We start from the raw sequence: 16,380 nt of genomic DNA, 5'->3' as shown, positions 1-16,380 counted from the left end.
CCCCCGCCAGTAAACCCTCCAAAGGTAACTTCTGACATGATCGCGGCATATATCACACAACCTACGATAATGATGATCCCCTGCAAGCAAACCGCCGCGTAATCCATTACGAACCTTTTTCCGGTTCCTGATATGGAGTCATGGATAAACGTTGAAATTGGAATAGGTGCAACCGCTGTATAAATGAGTAGTTCAAACAAGCGGCCAAAAACAATTAACATGATCACGATTTTTACGCCTTGCAGGACCCACTGGAAAGGCATGAGCTTTATCCAATAAAGTTTTTTATCAAACCATCCCATATTTTCGTATTCTGCTTCCATCTGCGACCAATTGACCTTATATAAATCTGCATTCGATCCCTTAGCTCCGACCAAATTTGTTAGGTAAGATGAAATATGGAATATAACTTCCAATAGATCAAAGATATGCTCCATGACGAATTTTGCAAAAACCAATTTAACCAAACAAGAGACTACCGTTTCCCAGCGAACAAATGAGAAGTTCATCGACTTGTTTAAAAAATCGAGTAAAAAATATAGAGTAAGCAAGCTATACGCAACTGGAAGGATTGCTTGATGTATCTCTTTAATGATTACATACAGCCCTGGGTACGATGATGGTCCCTGATTTACAAGTGATGTTACCTCTCCGATGATAGCCGTAAATCCATTAAAGGCTTCCTTAATGTCATCTATTGGTGATGCCATTCCAATTTACCACCTACCTTTATAAAAAAGGGGCTATTTCAAATAGCCCCTTTTTTTTATTTTTATAGCCCGAACAGCGACAGGGATTGAGTGATTCCGAATACCAAGAAGCCTGATGCCAGCGTCTTCATACCGCGAACCTTGCCGTCTGCATCATCATTCTTGAATCCAAGTGCTAACTGTACCGCCCCAAAGAAAGCAACAATGAGGCCGATCCGTCCCAACCAAGTAGCAACAACATCAATGACACTATCGAGTTTATCCATGCCGACCGGATCAGCAGCATATACGTTTGTAGCTGATAGAATCAACACCAAAGCAATGCAAGCAGATTTCACCAGAGTATTACTATTAAATAGATTGACAAACTTGGTTTTAAGGTTAGTTTTCATTTAGACATTTCTCCTTTAATTAATTTAGTTAGTGGTCAAAACTTCATTCATACGCCGTTCAACTTCTTCCAACTCAACAACATCAATTACTTCAATATCTTCCTTCCGTTCGTCCAGGTCTTGATTGGGTACACGTAAATTGAACACATCGTCAACTTCATCCCTGATTTCGTATGACCCACCCACCCCCATTCTAGGATCAAAGTAATTCGCGTGATTCGATTCATAAAGCAGCTTGTAATTTGGATGTGACTCTAACCTAAACTTTTCACTCAGGAACGGGGCGATGCCGCGGACAAACAGAATGCAATTTTTATCCGGCATTTGCGCTATTTCATCTATGGTCATCAAGTCACGGCCAAGACTGCCGTAATTTATACTCGATGAACTGTTGCGTCCTCTGGATCGGCTTGTATTGCGCGTGTCTATGGTCTGTTTTCCTAGGCCCTTGTTAACCCATTCCAAGGTTGAACGCTCTTGGCCGCCTAAAAACAAGATGGTATCGCAGTTCCCGACAATGGTTTCCCATGTATTCTTATACAGCCCTTTGAGTTGAGTCATATTCTGCAGGATGACGGAAACGGATATATTTCTGCTTCGCATAGTAGCAATTAATTTGTCAAAGTCGGGTATTTGACCGATATTTGCAAATTCATCCAGCCAGAATTTTACGTGAAACTTCAAACTGCCGCCGCTGACAAAATCAGCTTGATAATACAATGTATCGAATAATTGAGCGTACATCATGGCAACGATGAAATTAAAGGTCGTATCGCTGTCCGGCACAAGAACAAAGAGCGCTGTTTTTTCATCCCCAAGCGTATGAAGTTCAAGGTTATCTTCGGATAGCAGCCGTTCAACATCTGCGATTCCAAAGGGTGATAACCGAACTCCGGCAGATATCAAAATACTCTTCGCCGTTTTGCCAGCAGCTAATTTGAAAATGTCATATTGTTTGACTGCAATATGATCGGGACTCTCTTCCCGAAGTTTTTCAAAAAGAAAGTCAAACTCGCTTTTAAACTCTTCGTCATCCTCCTTCACTTCTGCCAGCCTTAGCATGGTGAAAACAGACTTGAAATTGTGTTCAAAAAGAGGTAGTTCATAAAAGATATATAGGAATATGGCTTGTAGTAAGGCCGTTTCTGCTTTCTCCCAAAACGGATCGCTTCCACCTGTCTTGCTACCGTTTGTATTTTTGATTAGGTTGTTTATTACTTTTAGAACATCACTCTCCTTTTTGATATAGGCAAACGGATTGTATTTACAGCTATTCGCCATATCTATTAGGTTAAAAACCTTGATCTTATATCCAAGCTGTTCCAAGGCATATCCAGTATCCCGAAGCAATTCGCCTTTTGGATCGGTGATCACCATACTTGTATTGCCTTGCAGAATGTTCGGCTTTACGAAAAATCTGCTCTTACCTGTACCCGCGCCCCCGATCGTCAAGATATTAAGGTTTTTTCTGGATTTATGAGTATCGAGACTTAGGCGCTCCGTATTGGTCAATATGATGTTTTGGAATTTATCTTTGTGCTTAATTTGGTTTCTGGCCGCCTTACCTGCCCAGCTCGCAGACCCGTGTTCTTTCCCGGGCATTAAATTCTTCTGCGTGGTCGCCTGGTAAAGTACGTACATCGTGACGGCAATAAATTCAAAGAACAGAATCCGTAACACTTGTTCACTCGGCCAGATAAAAATATTGGTCTGCATACTGTTTAAAGCATCAGCAAGCAACTGTTCTATGTCGGTAGTCTGGATGTTAAAAGGTGTATTTGAAGTAGTAATTACGTGGTGTAAGTGTAATGTGAAGTATGCGAGTGCAATGTAGGCAAGAAAACTAATGATTATTAAACTTTGGACACGTTTTTTTCGTTTTTCCTGATCGTTCATCGCCCCCCTATCTCCTTATTTTTGTTTTTTGCCGGAGCAGCTTGACGTTGGGCATCCATTAAGGGCCTGATCTCTTGGCGTCGATCTTCCAAGCTAAGCCTAGTATTTATTCGCTCGAACATATCCTTGGCAACTTGACTTCGATCTTCAGGAGAATGCCCTAATTTGTCGGAGAGCGTCTCGCGTCCCTTTACTTCCTCCTTTTCTAAGTCAAGATCATTTGTTTCCCGTTTGAAATTTATTTCATCGACCTTAATTCCGTAGCTTTCCGCTAATTGCCGATGTTGTTCATTGTTCAAGTCCAGTGTTACGCTTGGCACTTTGATTCGGGAATCATCAATAACCTCATACTGGCCTTTCGTTTTTTCATCAGGCTCAACCTTTTCTTGCAATTGTCCCTGCTCTTGTTTTTCGGAAGCCGGCTCCTTATGAGGTGATTCAATCAGCTTTTCATCCTCCAGACGGCTAATCATCGAAGCAGCTTGGAAATAGTCCATACCAAGTTTTTCTTGGAGCTTAGGTATGTTAACTTCCCCTTCGTCTTTCACCAATCTGACGGCCGCCTGATATCGTTCCTCTTCTCTTCTATTTGCAGCTTCCAGTATTTCATCTATATTGACTCCTTCACGCTCTGCTAAATCCCGTTGAAAGCTGACACCTATATCCAAAACGGCATCACGTACTTTAATTTCATTATTTTGAAGAACTTCATAATCAGGAGTTTGCAGAATACTGTCTTCATCCCGGCGAATCAATCTTCTCTGATTATTGGGCTGTTCAAAATCGTTAAGATTCACCCCTTCTTTGGCGGCAAGATCGCGCTGGAAGTCAACATTCATATCTAGGACTGCATCCTTCACCCGAATAGTATTGTCGCCTACAATTTCATATCGTTTTTCAGCTTCTTCCCTTGAAGTTAACTCCTTTTGAATCAAACTTTCCAAAATGCTTTTCACACGATTTTCTTCACTTTGCTTATAGAAAACTGAATGCTTTCCTTGATCGTTAATAACTGCATACGAGATCGCATATTTCTTAGCCTTCTCAGCGAATTCCTTCAAATGCTGTTTATCAAGATCAAACATTTTTATTTCATCCTTACTCCGAAGCAATCTTTGTAAGGATTTCTGCCCTGCTCGATCACCTTGTTCTTTTGCTCTGTTGATCAGAAAAACCAACAACTGCTTTACAGACTCATTTGTCATTTTGGCAGTTTCGCGTGAAACATCCGAAGCCATCCGCGCTACAATCGTTGATACATCGCCTCCAACATCAGACATGCTAACCCTCCTTAATTGTCACTTCTTCGTCATCGTCAAGTTCTTGCATATCAACCTCCAATGCCATTGCAATTTTTCTAATACTTTCATGAGTTGGATATTTCCGATTTCCCTGTTCAATCTGAGAAATCGTCGGTTGTGGAACCCCTGATTTTTCGGCAAGCTCCATCTGGGTCCATCCCTTCTGAATTCTTTTCAACTTGATCTTACGAATATCTTGCACCTCCTTGATTCCATTATATTCGTAAACGAATAAAAATGCAACATTATATTATTCTTTTTGTAATAATTTTTTGTTGCAGGATTCATTGTCCTTTTTTTCTGGTATGATCTATATAACTAAATTCTTAGGTGTGATGGATAAATGGATTTAAGCCAAGAAATCGGCGCTAATATAAAGAAATATCGAAAAGCGATCAACATGACAACAACTGAACTAGGCGCCCTTTCAGGCACTTCCCAAAGCACTATAAGCCAGATAGAAAAGGGCCGTTCCACCAATATTGAAACACTGATTCACATTTGTACGGCTCTTAAAGTGACACTCTCTGAGTTGCTTCCTGCTCATGTGTTGTTCACTGGGAATGACAACGCAGATAGAAAGCAACTACAGGGTGTCCTTGATGAATTGTCAGATAGTGAAATAAAGGCCGTGCTAACCATGTTAACCACGGACATTATTCCTGCTCTGAAAAGCATCACTCCCTTTGTTAAAATAATTGAAGGTTTAGACCCCAAAGAACGGGACCTATTAACCACTCTGTTTTATTCGTTAGCGAATAAGTGACAACTTCATAGTACAAGCCACATGTCGATTAAGGGAGGTTTAAAAAAATCATCCTCCTACAATCACACAGAATTTGTTAAAATTTGAAGGTTATTAGGAGACATCTCTTGTCACCTGTTCTACACACCTGCGTGAAACTGCTACAACTTGTATATAAATTTTCCCAATGCCCATCTATAGCAGCTCAAATTATGTATACAAAAAACAGCAAACCGACGTAATCCTGGTTTGCTGTTTGTATACATAACCAACGTTGCCGCAGTTCGTACGAGCACGCGTTGCCGACTTTCCGCGGCGAAGATTTGAATATGATTTGGGACCTATCACAAAACTTTTAAATGATATGTAGACAGATAATAGTTGTTTAATTTTGTTATAAAAAATATAAGAGCCTCCTACAGTTTAATGTGTAGTAAGGCTCTTTAAATTTGTTTAACTCTTATTGAACTAAGTGAGGGTTTCTTTGTTTTTTTCAAATGCTTCACTTTAGTCCAATGTGGATAATACAATGGATACAAAGTCATCTAAAACCTTTGGATCGGTTGATAATTTAGCAACTTGTGTAAGTGAATATCGCGAATGGTTCAGATACTTGGCTAGAGCCTCTATATCTTTTTGAATCCCGATTTCCCCTTCTTCTTGAGCACGTACTAATGTTTTATAAAAAGCCTCTTCTAACCTTTTTATATCACTATTGAAAAACTCCGCAATTTCCGTGTCATGAGGTATTTGTGAGATTGCACTATCCAAAATAAAGCATTCTTTTCGTTTTTCATCATCCTTTAAAGCGTTTATCACCTCATAAAAAACGTTACTTATTGCTTCTTTAACTGATCCTGGACGTTCCAAATAAGATATTACCGTAGCTGTCTTTTCATTTATATAATGTTTTACTGCGGAAATGAAGAGATCTCTTTTTGAACCATAAGTGTCATAAAGACTTTGCCGAGCGATGCCAAGTCCTTTAATTAGTAGTGGCAGTGAAGTCCCTTCATATCCATAATGACCGAATACCTTCATGGCCTTATGCAATACTTGTGTGGTATCAAATTCCTTGCTTCTTGCCAAATTGAATAACCTCTTTTTTTCCTATCATACTACCTTTTTTAGAACGTATAGTCAAGAATAGATAGGTTTAGAAATTATCCATCCAATTTGGGATTGTAATCAAGAAATCGGACAAATTCATTTTAACGAATCAATGAACACTAAAGGATTCCAGTAATCCTTATAACGAGTAATAAATCCATCTTTTGTCTCTACTACACTAATATATGTTTGGTTGTATGGTTTGCCTGTTTCACGTTGCTTACCAACAGAATTAAGCTCTGCGATAACAAGTTCAGGATCTTCTGTTATATGGAAAATAAGATCTGTAAACACTACTTCAAAGTTTTTAGGGAAACTCTCCATATAAACATAAATATCCCTTTTACCTTTCATCCTATCTGGATACCCTTTCGGAGCGTATGGAAATTCTAATACCCCGTCTTCAGCCCACAGATTGATCCAAGCCTTAATATCTCCATCAGTTAGATGTTTCAGATGGTTTCGAAATACCTCTTGTGCTCTTTCCCGTATTTCTTCCGCTGTTAACGCTTGATTTTCCATTGATTATTATCTTCCTCTCTTTTCATTATTGACTAATCAGTCCGGAAATATCAAAAAAATAAGGTTCTGCATTTAAATAATTTACAGTTCCCTCTTCTGACAAATCCATCTTATCACTATCTAGACTGTTCAGTCAATAATTATTTCGATTTTTTCTGCTCTCTTCCACTTACGCTCATGCTTTGAATGGAATTACGACGCACCTGCGTGAAACAGAAACAAAGTGTATACATCTTCGTTCCCTGGCTAACAGCTGCAGCTCGAATTTTGTATACGAGAAGCAACTAACCGGCGAGATCCAGGCTGACTTTTTGTATACAGAATCAGCGCTGCCGGCGAGATCCGGATTGAAAATTTGTATACAAAAAAGCACGGCTCACCTATTAAGGGGCCGTGCTTTTTTCATTCGCCTTGAGCGAGTTTTTCTCTTATCTTGCGTAATTGGCTTTTTATCGTACTGGCCGACTTATAAAGATACTTGGCAATTTGATTTCGGTTCATTCCCTTTTCATTCAGATCATATAACTCCCTTTCAATTGGGGTTAAAACACGTAACTTTCTCTCCTTCGCGAGTGCAGATGTAATAACCTCGGATACGTCCGCGTGTAAAGCTATTCGGTTTGCGTAAGCATCCCGGATCGACGAGACAATATCTTTATAGGATTTTTTGTAGATGAAATTGTCGGCTCCTTTTGTGAATGCGTCAATTATGATTTCCTCGTTTTCTAATGAAGTAAGCATGATTACCCTTGCCCTGCTATTTTCTTTGATAACCTTTGCTATTTCCAAGCCTTCCAGACCTTCAGCTAAGTGAATATCCAGCAGTACAACATCAATTTCATGATCATGAAGTATATCCATGACCCCATCCATCGAAGCAGTCACTCCAACTATTTCAAAATCAACTTCCTCGCGAAGATCACGGGATAAGTTTTTTTGCCAGAAAGGATCATCCTCAACTAACAGTATGTTGATCTTTTTCATGTAAAGCCCCACTCTCCTTACCCCTTGTCTCATTTCTTAGGGAATATTAGGTGAACGCTAGTACCCTTTGTTTCCTCGCTTTCAATGTTTAATTTACCGTTATGTTTCTGCATGACCAAAGTACAATAAGTTAGTCCAAGTCCGTGATTATTACTGGATACCTTAGTCGAGAAAAAAGGAATTGTCACTTTTGCTAGGAGCTCGCGCGGTATGCCGCGGCCATTATCTGATACAGTTATTATGATGTTCCTTCTGTTCGTTTGGGTGTTGATTTGGATACGGCCAGTATCATTACAGTTCTCTTTTACTCCTTCCAAAGCGTTCTGAATCAAGTTGACAAGCACTTCTTTGACATGGACCGGATCGCACATAAGAACGCCTTGATAACTAGGAGATACTTTGATTTTCTCCCTTATATCCGGGGTCGGCGCAGTTAAAATCACGGCTGATTCGATCAAAGCCGAAATTTCTACAGCCTGCCTATCAATGGAAAAGTCCGCTACCTTGCTACGAATTTTATTTACCATTGCAAGCATGTGTTCCGTGGATTCATTTATGCTGTCCAGCGTTTCTTTTTCCTCTATGCCAGTTTCTCTAAGCTTATCTGTCAAATAACTAATTTTTGTAGCTTCATTCTTTATGGTGTGATTTATTAAAGTAGTGCCGCTTGTCGCTACGTTCATCGTTTGAGTTAGCATTTGGTTATGAATCTTTATCCGAACGCCCAAAGCCCCATTTAAAAAAGAGGAGCCTAAGAAAATAATGAAAGCCAAGCCGACGACGTATGGCATGTAACGATGAAGCTGTAAGGAATGCGCCCATACATCTGCACCATACATAAAGATTAATGTACCAAGTTGGGCAGGTACAAATATCAACATGCTCGTCAGCCTATTCTTCTTCACCAAGCTGTTTGTCTCGATCAGATAGGAGAAACAAAATAAAAAACAAGAGAATAAGACATAAGGAGCAACCCACAGAAACAGACTGAGCCGATAAGCGAACGAAAGGCTGCCTTCAGATAAATTAATGATCAAGCTGATACTTACCGGAATGAGAAAAATGTAAGCTAAAATGGTTTTCTGCTTTCTTGAAAAGAGGTTTGAAAATACTACGGAGTACATGGTTAGAAAATACATGCTCAGGGAATGTCCGATAAACAAAGCTGAAAACCGGATTATGTGTAGGGTAGTTTCTAGGATGTGTGGAATCTGCGGACTTTTTTCTAAATAATTAGCTAGGAGTCGCGAAAAAGCTCCTGCCGCGCTGGCGAGTGAAAAATATACTAACCAACGTGTTCCTTCCTCGATGCGATTGTAGGTGTAAATGATCAGGCCACTTACAACCAATACAATCAACATGAATAGCATATGGTCATTCCTCCTGTGCAATTAACTTTTCTAATTCCAATGGAGTATGACAAATGAAGTTAGGGGCTGCGTCTTTCAATAATTCAGGTGAGTCCCATCCCCACGTTACAGCAACCACCGTAACGTTTATTTTTTTACAGGCTTCTACATCTCGTAGTTCATCTCCAATGTAGAGCATTTCATTTAATTTAATTCCATGCTTCCTTCCCAAACTTGAAATAGCCTTATGTTTTCCGAAAAGATTAGAGGCTGAATGAATGAAATCAAAAAACTTCAATTGATGATGGTCCAGAAAAAATTCGATGTTCTCTTTTGTATTGGATGATAAAATCCCTAGTGTAAACCCATCGGCTTTCAATTTAAGCAAAACATCTCTAATTCCGGCCACTGGCTCCAGGTGAACGATGGCATTCTTATATTCCTTCTTCCCCTCAACGAGAAGAGCAGGCAATTTATAGATCGGTACTTTTAATGCTTTCAGTCTATCCGGTATAGACATATCTGAAAGCTTGCCTATTTCATCGTCTTCAATTTTTCTTCCTCCGTACTTCCCTCCCAATTCATTAAATACCTGAATCGCCAAAGATTTCGATTGCACCATTGTGCCGTCAAAATCAAAAATCAAAAATGGTTTCATTAATGTTTACACCTTTCTGTTTTTATCTCTCCGTTTCTCTTGGTGGCCGATTTCGTGTGGAAGCAGAAAGCAGCATAGTACTCCTACGTTTCAGGGAATTTTCCACCTCTGCTAATTTGGACAATTTCCCCTTCTCTGACTCAAGCCTGTTTTTTAATTGCACAATTTTAGTATCGTAGTTCTCCAAATTCTTTCGATATTCATTGTGTTCAGATTCATTAATGCCCATTTTTTCTAGCTGGATTTTAGCCTTTTGAAATGTCTCTAGTTCTGAATGATACTTCTTCTTAAGGAGAACTTTTTTCAAGGAGGCCGCTTGGTATTCTTCATAAAAAGGCTTGTATTTGTTAAACGTCTCTATGGACCGATAAGCAAGATACAAAGTTTGTCTCGATTGTTCTGCATCTTTTATAATTGACGTTATATTTTTAATTTGGTTACGGGTATCTGCTTCCAAGTTCTTAAGATCGTCTTTAGACTTTAATCCAAGGTCGGTAATAAATTTCAGTTGATTAGTCAATTTCGATATCTCTATGTCAGCGCTGAAATTTCGTCTTACACGATAATTACCTTCACGATCGGCAGCGTTACGGTTTGCCAACGTCCTAATAAGCGCTATGGCAAGAATGAAATTGACTGCAAGAGAACCACGTCTATATTTGTACTGCTGTGCCGCATCTCGAAGTTGCTTTCGGGATGTGCTATGTCTAAACTGATATTTAAACTTCGTAGCCGCATCATTGAAATTAAAGCGTTGAAGCGTTAACCGTTCTTTGATCCGTTCCTCTGTATACTCAGGCCCCAAGGTTTTTCCCCGAACTGATCTCTCCATTCCGGGAGCTTTGAATGTCATATACTTAACGTGACCTTGCTTCATGATGTAACCAAGTCGCTCCATTTTGATCATAAATTCATCGAAAGATTTAGATTCTTTGATGACAGCATCAATATCTGCTCGTATATGTGCTTTCCACGAAGTACCCTTCTTCTCTTCATTCCATTCTTTATAAGACTTCGGTACAGACTTTTCATTAAAGGGAATAATGCTCAAATTGTATTCACGAGCAACTTCATCTGAAAAGTCTCTGGCGTCTTGCAAACTTTGCTTGCAAGCATTGAACTTTCTTCCATCCAATGCGACCGAATTTATGATGATGTGATTATGGTAATGGCCTTTGTCCATATGAGTGCTAATGATGAACTGATATTTGTCGCCAAACATTTTTTCGGCCCATTTTAAGCCGACCTCATGCGCTCTATACGGATCACTGATTTCTTTTTCTTTGAAAGATTGAATGAAATGGAATCCGAGCGTCCCGGCTTCTTTATTGAACTTCTTCTTATTACCGATCATCTGTTTATAAGCCAGCCTATCATTGGAAGCACAATTTACACCCGTCACCAAGCAACCATAGTCAGTTTTTTTATCATTAACGATATATTTCAGAGAACGGTTTAAAGTTTTCCGTATTGTTATCTGCTTGACGTATGGCAAAGAAAATCACCCCTCGTCGTAGAACTTTTCAATCTGACTATAAATTCCTTCAAGTTGTTTTTTCAAATATCTGATTTCATCTTTAGTTACATACTCCACTTCATTTGCTCTACGTGCTATTTGATTTATGTTGTTTCCGATCTTATTTATCTCGTAGACCAACTCTTCGACGCTAGAAAAATCCCTCTTGATAATATAACCTTCCAGCGCCATTTTTCTGAGGTACTTACTTCTGTCTAATTCTGCAATTGCTGCCTTTTGATCAATGCGATTCAATTCGTCAGCCGTACAAAAGAACTTAACTTCCTTGTCTCTGTAGCGATTCTTAGCCAATGTATCACCTTCTCTTTATCAGGGGTATTAGGGCACAGCCCTAAATCATCGGGGTCTTAGGGGGAACCCCTAACAAGCGGTTTTTCGGAAGTGTGGCTACACTTCCAATGCTTGCTATCCCTTAACACCAAACGAGATTAACCATAATTTTACCATTTCTGCCGACTAATTAAAAGAGAAAGACGGCTTTATTAGGCTTTCCTTACGAAGCGTTTTAACTCCGTTGCCGCTCTCGGTCATGGCTGCCCAGACAGGCTAGCACAGGGCTTCTCATTGTAAAGGCTTCGCCTTCCTCCACTTTGTTCCGGCCCCTTCGGGATACAAAGAGCCTCGCACCCTGTACTATCCAGCCATTGCGGCCATGCCCCTGCCGCTCTCACTTCGTTAAAACAAAAACAAAAAAAACCACACCCAATTTAGATATAGGTGTGGGCTAGGCTATCTCTCCTTATCATTTTCCTTTGACGGAGAGCGCTTCTGCTTATTGTGCTGATTTCTAACTTCATCAATCCTATGAGACAAAGATTTTCTATAAGTGCCTGGATACTGCTGTTGAATCTGTGTTTTATCTCGGTTCAGACTTTCCTTCAATAGTTCAATCATCGGCTTATGATCCATTAGTTCAAAACCAATTCTCGAAGCCTCATACCATTTTTCTCGGTCGTCATTTGTCAGGTCAAGTCTATGCCCAGCTTGCTCGGCCACGATCCGAAGCCAAAGTCTTTGTGTTCGTCCGTTCCCCTCAATAAATGGATGAGCAGCATTAATTTCATTTACAATCGGAGCAATTTTTTCAGCAAATTCATTCTTGCTCAGTCCTCGTAAATAGTTCTGCTGCTTTAATTTAGCGAATTGTTCATCCATCCAGGGTTTAATAAATTCCGGTTTAGCAAACGGCGCGGGCCCCCGACCAGTAGTATAATCTCGTTGCTTTCCTGCCCAAGTATAAACATCTTGAAACAAATGATGATGAATGGCTAGGAAACCTTTATAAGTTAGTTCTTGCGCTTGTTTAGGCAAAGGTTGCCGTATACGTTCCACGTTAAAAAATAGTTCTGCTTGCTCTAATAATTTTTCATCCCGAACATCAAGTTTGTTTTTGAAGACTTCTGTTCCGGGATAAAGATAGGATTCATAAATCTTTTGTTCTGGATTAAATTTTCGGGATGATGGCAAAGTTAATGTTCTCCCTTCTCCTTCTCCTTTTCCTTAATAAAACGTCCGATCATTTTAATTCTTTTCTCTGCCTCGTTGATCCCCAATTTATCCAATCTCGCTACAAAGGATTCAATATCCTTATCGGGAACGACACCCTCAATAAAATTATCTACTTTCACTTGTTCTGTTCTCCATGAAATGTCATGTGGCTTGCTGGAAGTAAATCGGTTTCTTAAATCCTTGCCTATAACTTTTCCCATAATCTTAACCCCCTCTTTTTCTTGCTTGCACGATTTCTCTTGCCTGATCTATAGTATACCCCTTCTTAAGGTAAAAGTTCTCTTCGACGTATTCTATGTGACGGTTTACTTTCTCCGGCATTGTTTCAGCCGACCAATTCTCCTGTATGGCTCTTCGCAAAAAATTCAAGGGCGATTTAACAGGCCGTGGAGATTGACGCATAATGAGCAGAAGCTCTAACACACGTTCAAACGGTAAAGGCTTAAGAAGCTCGATGACCTCAAAGCTTGGATAGGTGAGAGTGGCAATTTGATAGGCTGTTGCAATTGCAGAAATGTTTCCGGCTTCCATGAAGACACACTCCTTTATTGTATAGAGGAAAGGCTTTCTAAAGCTTCCCTTCTTTCCTGTTTACTTGATTTTGTGTAAACACGTGTGTAATTAATATTGGAATGACCTAAAATGTCAGCAACCCTTTGGAGAGAGTACCCTGCTTCTACAAGATCGTGCGCCAGTGTATGCCGCGGAACATGTGTTGTTAAATCAGGAATGCCCGTTTTTTCACCCAACGTATGATACAAATATTCAATGCCTTGCTTCGTTAATTTTCCATCACCACGCGAAGACGTGAACAGTTTTCGGGTCTTTGGATTTCCCCGTTCGGCTATCCACTCCTCTAACGCATTACGTAAATCCTTGTTCATTTCAACTCGCCTAGCCTTACCACCCTTGCCGTCTCGCACAAAAATGTAACCACTCTCGAAAGATATATCTTCAGGTTCCAGGTCCTGTACTTCACTTAGCCTTAATCCTGCATGAAGCTGTACATAGACGATTGCTCTATTTCGCGTAAATTTCCAGCGATTCTTTTCTGCCACCTTATCGTCATTAATAGCCCGGAGCAGCTTGTTTCGTTCGGCACGTTCTAACCATCTTGGGTCTTGGTCAAAGTCCGGTGCAGTTTTTTGCGCCTTAACCTTTAAAGCCGGATTACTCTGTATCTCTCCCAATTCACATAAGAAATTAAAAAATGTTCTGATTGATTTTAGTGAATTATTTACGGAGCTTATCGAATATTTTTTAGGCGGCTGCTTACCCCTTTGATAAGTCGCTTCATTCAGAAGATACTTTTTCCAGTCCTGGAGATCACGACCAGAAACGAGTTCAGGATAAAATTCAGCTTTTCCTAATAACTGATTGTGCCAACTTATGAAGCTTTGTGCCACGATCAAGTAACGATCAACTGAATGTATACTGAACCCCTCTTCCTCCAGCCATTCTTTATAATTGTTCAACATAGAAGTCATTCGTTTCACCCGACTTTATCTATTTCTCAAATGGTAGTTACCAGTTATCACCTGTTGGAACCTGTTCAGCCACTTTACGACATCGACAATGATACACCTTGTAATCTGGATAGATTAACTTTGATGGATGAATACAATAATGTATGTGCTTACCTGTAGCTCGTTCAATAAGCATAAGTAGCTTTTCCATAAAGCTGGTTATCTCCTTCATGTTTAGTCCATATATGGTCGATTACTTTATAAGGTCTTGGTAAAGTTCCAATGTTGATTTATCAATACTTTGTGATTTTTCATAGTGATGAAGCAAAAAATTTATGACTGCTGCTTCATTTCTAAACTTGTTTGCACTCATAAAATCAATGAGTCTTGTTTTCGTTTCCTCGCCTAAATCAACGGATTCTTTGCGTTGCCGATCCTTTTCCCTTTGATCTTTTAACCGCTGATCTTCCTTGTATTTTACAAAACTATTGTGACTTTCGATCAATTTTTCAATCACTTCATAGTGTGTCTTAGAGCGGAAGGGTTCTTTCAGATCATCTACTTTGGCCTTTAATTCCTCTGGTACTTGTATAGGGGTTCTGACTGACACACGTATACACTCCTTTTTATTGGCCGCGTCCGATCCGCATAAGATGAATAAATTTATGTATACAGAATCGTCTTCCGGATCTCGCCGGCACTTGATTTATTGTATACAAAAATCGAGCTGCAGCTGAACGCCAGGACGATATTTTGTATACAAATTTTAAAACGACAATTGCCTTTCCAATAATTCCGCTTTTTCTCGATAAAGCTTATCTTTCGGTAAAGTAATTTTTTCATAATGATCATCGTAGAGGGCCAGCAAGTAGGCTATAACCTCGGAGTCAGAATTATAATTCAAATGTCCACGCAGAACCCTTATACGGGACTTAACACCACTACTGCAATCTAAACGCGGCCGTTTATCAGCAGAAGTTTTTCGCGGCATTTTCACCTCTCCCTTCGTGACCCAAATAAGAAAGAATATGACCCTAAATATCAATCAAATGACCCAACAACAAAACACATTTCAGTTCAGGAATTTACCAACCCTTCTCAACAAGAAAAGTTATGTACCGAATTTATACTTCCATAATAACATAGTTATGTATTGAAAATCAATGGTTTTGAGCGATTTTTCCATACATAACTTATCTTATGTACCGAAAAAATCCGCCCAGAATTCAAGGCGGAAATTTATGTCTTAAGCAGTTTTATTTTGAAATACTTGAACAGTAAATTAATTAGGATCGGGAGAGCTAACATAACCAGAACAAAAATCTTGTCATCCCATGCCCTGATTGTGCCTGAAAAAAGCACATAACCCATCATGCCATAAATCGAAAGCCTAACGATTAATCCTAGCAAATTCCTCATAGGATATAAAACACTTGCAACAGCCACAATGATTAAAATTTCCCGTAGGGAATCCAATATAGCCCTCCCTTCCAGCGGCATTTTCTTACACCGATTATAACATTAATTACTAACTTATCCTATCGCATGCAGAAAAAAGTTGTTGTGCCGCAGGTGCGGCCCAGCAGGTGAAAGGATAGGTCTGCCTGTGGATAACCTCCTAATATCTTTCAAATAATCCACAGAAACAATAAAAGGTAGCGAGCTAAAGCTCGCAGTTATTGAAACATCCTCCCCACACCCGCCCCTACATTTAACGGCGAACTGTTTACGTCGATAAATCGCACCCGTAGCACTTGACGCACGGCGAAGCCGGAGCCAGAATGGATCGTGCGGGGTGGACACAGTTCACCTTATCCCGTAAGGCACATCAAAAAAAAATATGCCTTGGGGATAAGATGCACAGAATGGCTCGGCCGTCACGCATTGGGGAACGGCTCCCAGGAGTTGTTTCTGCCACGCCGCAATATGCGGCTCGCTTACTTATGGGGGCTTGCCCCCGGATTGGTTACGGTCCCTATGACCAATCCGCTGCCACAGCTTTTTCAGCGACTTCTCAAACCGTAGTCTACTCTCCCTTGAACGGTTTCCAGCAAGGTTCTATCGAGCATGTACCACGTACTATTCGGAACGGTCGCACACCCTCGATGGAGTCACATCTCATACGGGTGGCGCTTCGTTTTTGCCGGGATGTCTGCCCCCGGTTAGGTAGGCAGACTTGTAGTATGAAGCTTCACTTCGCG

Annotated in this window: 18 protein-coding genes; 1 reads left to right on the top strand and 17 read right to left on the bottom strand. The window is 40.1% G+C overall.

The features are described 5' to 3' along the window. The 5 genes from BN6628_RS00260 to BN6628_RS00240 form a co-directional block, all read right to left on the bottom strand. Positions 1 to 710 (bottom strand): VirB6/TrbL-like conjugal transfer protein, CD1112 family (locus BN6628_RS00260; protein WP_068612610.1); only part of this gene is annotated, 710 nt, incomplete at its 3' end. Between the two features lie 62 nt (positions 711 to 772). Beyond that, positions 773 to 1,102 (bottom strand): hypothetical protein, encoded by a 330-nt coding sequence (locus BN6628_RS00255; RefSeq protein WP_235847541.1) that lies wholly within the window; start codon positions 1,100 to 1,102, stop codon positions 773 to 775. 24 nt (positions 1,103 to 1,126) lie between these two features. Continuing rightward, positions 1,127 to 2,998, bottom strand: a complete 1,872-nt coding sequence (locus tag BN6628_RS00250) for a VirD4-like conjugal transfer protein, CD1115 family (protein ID WP_068612607.1) — start codon at positions 2,996 to 2,998, stop codon at positions 1,127 to 1,129. Further along, positions 2,995 to 4,278, bottom strand: a complete 1,284-nt coding sequence (locus BN6628_RS00245; RefSeq protein WP_068612603.1) for a DUF3801 domain-containing protein — start codon at positions 4,276 to 4,278, stop codon at positions 2,995 to 2,997. Before BN6628_RS00245 ends, BN6628_RS00250 begins: the two co-directional genes overlap by 4 nt. Position 4,279: 1 nt before the next feature. After that, positions 4,280 to 4,501, bottom strand: coding sequence for a helix-turn-helix domain-containing protein (locus BN6628_RS00240; protein WP_187386096.1), 222 nt, complete (start codon positions 4,499 to 4,501; stop codon positions 4,280 to 4,282). 141 nt (positions 4,502 to 4,642) lie between these two features. Here BN6628_RS00240 and BN6628_RS00235 point away from each other — a divergent pair, with 141 nt between their 5' ends. Continuing rightward, a complete protein-coding gene (locus tag BN6628_RS00235; protein ID WP_068612600.1) occupies positions 4,643 to 5,065 on the top strand; it encodes a helix-turn-helix domain-containing protein in 423 nt (140 codons plus the stop codon). Positions 5,066 to 5,551: 486 nt separating this feature from the next. On the opposite strand, the gene BN6628_RS00230 is transcribed toward BN6628_RS00235, so the two are convergent. From BN6628_RS00230 to BN6628_RS00175, 12 genes are all read right to left on the bottom strand, one after another. Then, the gene (locus BN6628_RS00230; protein WP_068612596.1) at positions 5,552 to 6,133 is read right to left on the bottom strand and encodes a TetR/AcrR family transcriptional regulator; all 582 of its coding nucleotides are present in this window, start codon (positions 6,131 to 6,133) and stop codon (positions 5,552 to 5,554) included. Positions 6,134 to 6,250: 117 nt separating this feature from the next. Beyond that, the gene (locus tag BN6628_RS00225; RefSeq protein WP_068612593.1) at positions 6,251 to 6,676 is read right to left on the bottom strand and encodes a nuclear transport factor 2 family protein; all 426 of its coding nucleotides are present in this window, start codon (positions 6,674 to 6,676) and stop codon (positions 6,251 to 6,253) included. Positions 6,677 to 7,078: 402 nt separating this feature from the next. After that, positions 7,079 to 7,660 (bottom strand): response regulator, encoded by a 582-nt coding sequence (locus tag BN6628_RS00220; RefSeq protein WP_068612590.1) that lies wholly within the window; start codon positions 7,658 to 7,660, stop codon positions 7,079 to 7,081. A 29-nt stretch (positions 7,661 to 7,689) separates the two neighbouring features. Next, the gene (locus BN6628_RS00215) at positions 7,690 to 9,030 is read right to left on the bottom strand and encodes a sensor histidine kinase (protein ID WP_068612586.1); all 1,341 of its coding nucleotides are present in this window, start codon (positions 9,028 to 9,030) and stop codon (positions 7,690 to 7,692) included. 4 nt (positions 9,031 to 9,034) lie between these two features. Further along, on the bottom strand, positions 9,035 to 9,667 hold the full coding sequence (locus tag BN6628_RS00210) for an HAD-IA family hydrolase (RefSeq protein WP_068612583.1): 633 nt from the start codon (positions 9,665 to 9,667) through the stop codon (positions 9,035 to 9,037). A 22-nt stretch (positions 9,668 to 9,689) separates the two neighbouring features. Further along, positions 9,690 to 11,162, bottom strand: coding sequence for a relaxase/mobilization nuclease domain-containing protein (locus BN6628_RS00205; protein WP_068612579.1), 1,473 nt, complete (start codon positions 11,160 to 11,162; stop codon positions 9,690 to 9,692). A gap of 6 nt (positions 11,163 to 11,168) precedes the next feature. After that, positions 11,169 to 11,495, bottom strand: coding sequence for a plasmid mobilization protein (locus tag BN6628_RS00200; protein ID WP_068612577.1), 327 nt, complete (start codon positions 11,493 to 11,495; stop codon positions 11,169 to 11,171). A gap of 438 nt (positions 11,496 to 11,933) precedes the next feature. Then, complete coding sequence (locus tag BN6628_RS00195; protein ID WP_068612575.1) at positions 11,934 to 12,671, bottom strand: Fic/DOC family protein; 738 nt, start codon at positions 12,669 to 12,671, stop codon at positions 11,934 to 11,936. Between the two features lie 2 nt (positions 12,672 to 12,673). Next, entirely contained in the window at positions 12,674 to 12,913 is a 240-nt protein-coding gene (locus tag BN6628_RS00190) for a hypothetical protein (RefSeq protein ID WP_068612573.1), read from the bottom strand. Between the two features lie 4 nt (positions 12,914 to 12,917). After that, positions 12,918 to 13,244 carry a hypothetical protein gene (locus tag BN6628_RS00185; RefSeq protein WP_068612569.1) on the bottom strand — a complete coding sequence of 109 codons (327 nt, stop codon included), beginning with the start codon at positions 13,242 to 13,244 and terminating at the stop codon, positions 12,918 to 12,920. Positions 13,245 to 13,258: 14 nt separating this feature from the next. Continuing rightward, the gene (locus BN6628_RS00180; protein WP_068612565.1) at positions 13,259 to 14,200 is read right to left on the bottom strand and encodes a tyrosine-type recombinase/integrase; all 942 of its coding nucleotides are present in this window, start codon (positions 14,198 to 14,200) and stop codon (positions 13,259 to 13,261) included. Between the two features lie 232 nt (positions 14,201 to 14,432). Next, entirely contained in the window at positions 14,433 to 14,789 is a 357-nt protein-coding gene (locus BN6628_RS00175) for a hypothetical protein (protein WP_068612561.1), read from the bottom strand. Positions 14,790 to 16,380 lie beyond the last annotated feature (1,591 nt).

Source organism: Paenibacillus tuaregi (assembly GCF_900086655.1).
GTDB lineage: Bacteria > Bacillota > Bacilli > Paenibacillales > Paenibacillaceae > Fontibacillus > Fontibacillus tuaregi.
The sequence above is the reverse complement of the archived record's forward strand: the minus strand, read 5'-3'. Positions and strand labels throughout refer to the sequence as shown.

Bases quoted from the DNA above. Each gene is read 5' to 3' on its own strand.
- BN6628_RS00225 (WP_068612593.1), bottom strand. From the start codon at position 6,676: ATGGAAAATCAAGCGTTAACAGCGGAAGAAATACGGGAAAGAGCACAA.
- BN6628_RS00180 (WP_068612565.1), bottom strand. From the start codon at position 14,200: ATGACTTCTATGTTGAACAATTATAAAGAATGGCTGGAGGAAGAGGGG.
- BN6628_RS00245 (WP_068612603.1), bottom strand. From the start codon at position 4,278: ATGTCTGATGTTGGAGGCGATGTATCAACGATTGTAGCGCGGATGGCT.
- BN6628_RS00215 (WP_068612586.1), bottom strand. From the start codon at position 9,030: ATGCTATTCATGTTGATTGTATTGGTTGTAAGTGGCCTGATCATTTAC.
- BN6628_RS00255 (WP_235847541.1), bottom strand. From the start codon at position 1,102: ATGAAAACTAACCTTAAAACCAAGTTTGTCAATCTATTTAATAGTAAT.
- BN6628_RS00185 (WP_068612569.1), bottom strand. From the start codon at position 13,244: ATGGAAGCCGGAAACATTTCTGCAATTGCAACAGCCTATCAAATTGCC.
- BN6628_RS00250 (WP_068612607.1), bottom strand. From the start codon at position 2,998: ATGAACGATCAGGAAAAACGAAAAAAACGTGTCCAAAGTTTAATAATC.
- BN6628_RS00190 (WP_068612573.1), bottom strand. From the start codon at position 12,913: ATGGGAAAAGTTATAGGCAAGGATTTAAGAAACCGATTTACTTCCAGC.
- BN6628_RS00210 (WP_068612583.1), bottom strand. From the start codon at position 9,667: ATGAAACCATTTTTGATTTTTGATTTTGACGGCACAATGGTGCAATCG.
- BN6628_RS00235 (WP_068612600.1), top strand. From the start codon at position 4,643: ATGGATTTAAGCCAAGAAATCGGCGCTAATATAAAGAAATATCGAAAA.
- BN6628_RS00220 (WP_068612590.1), bottom strand. From the start codon at position 7,660: ATGAAAAAGATCAACATACTGTTAGTTGAGGATGATCCTTTCTGGCAA.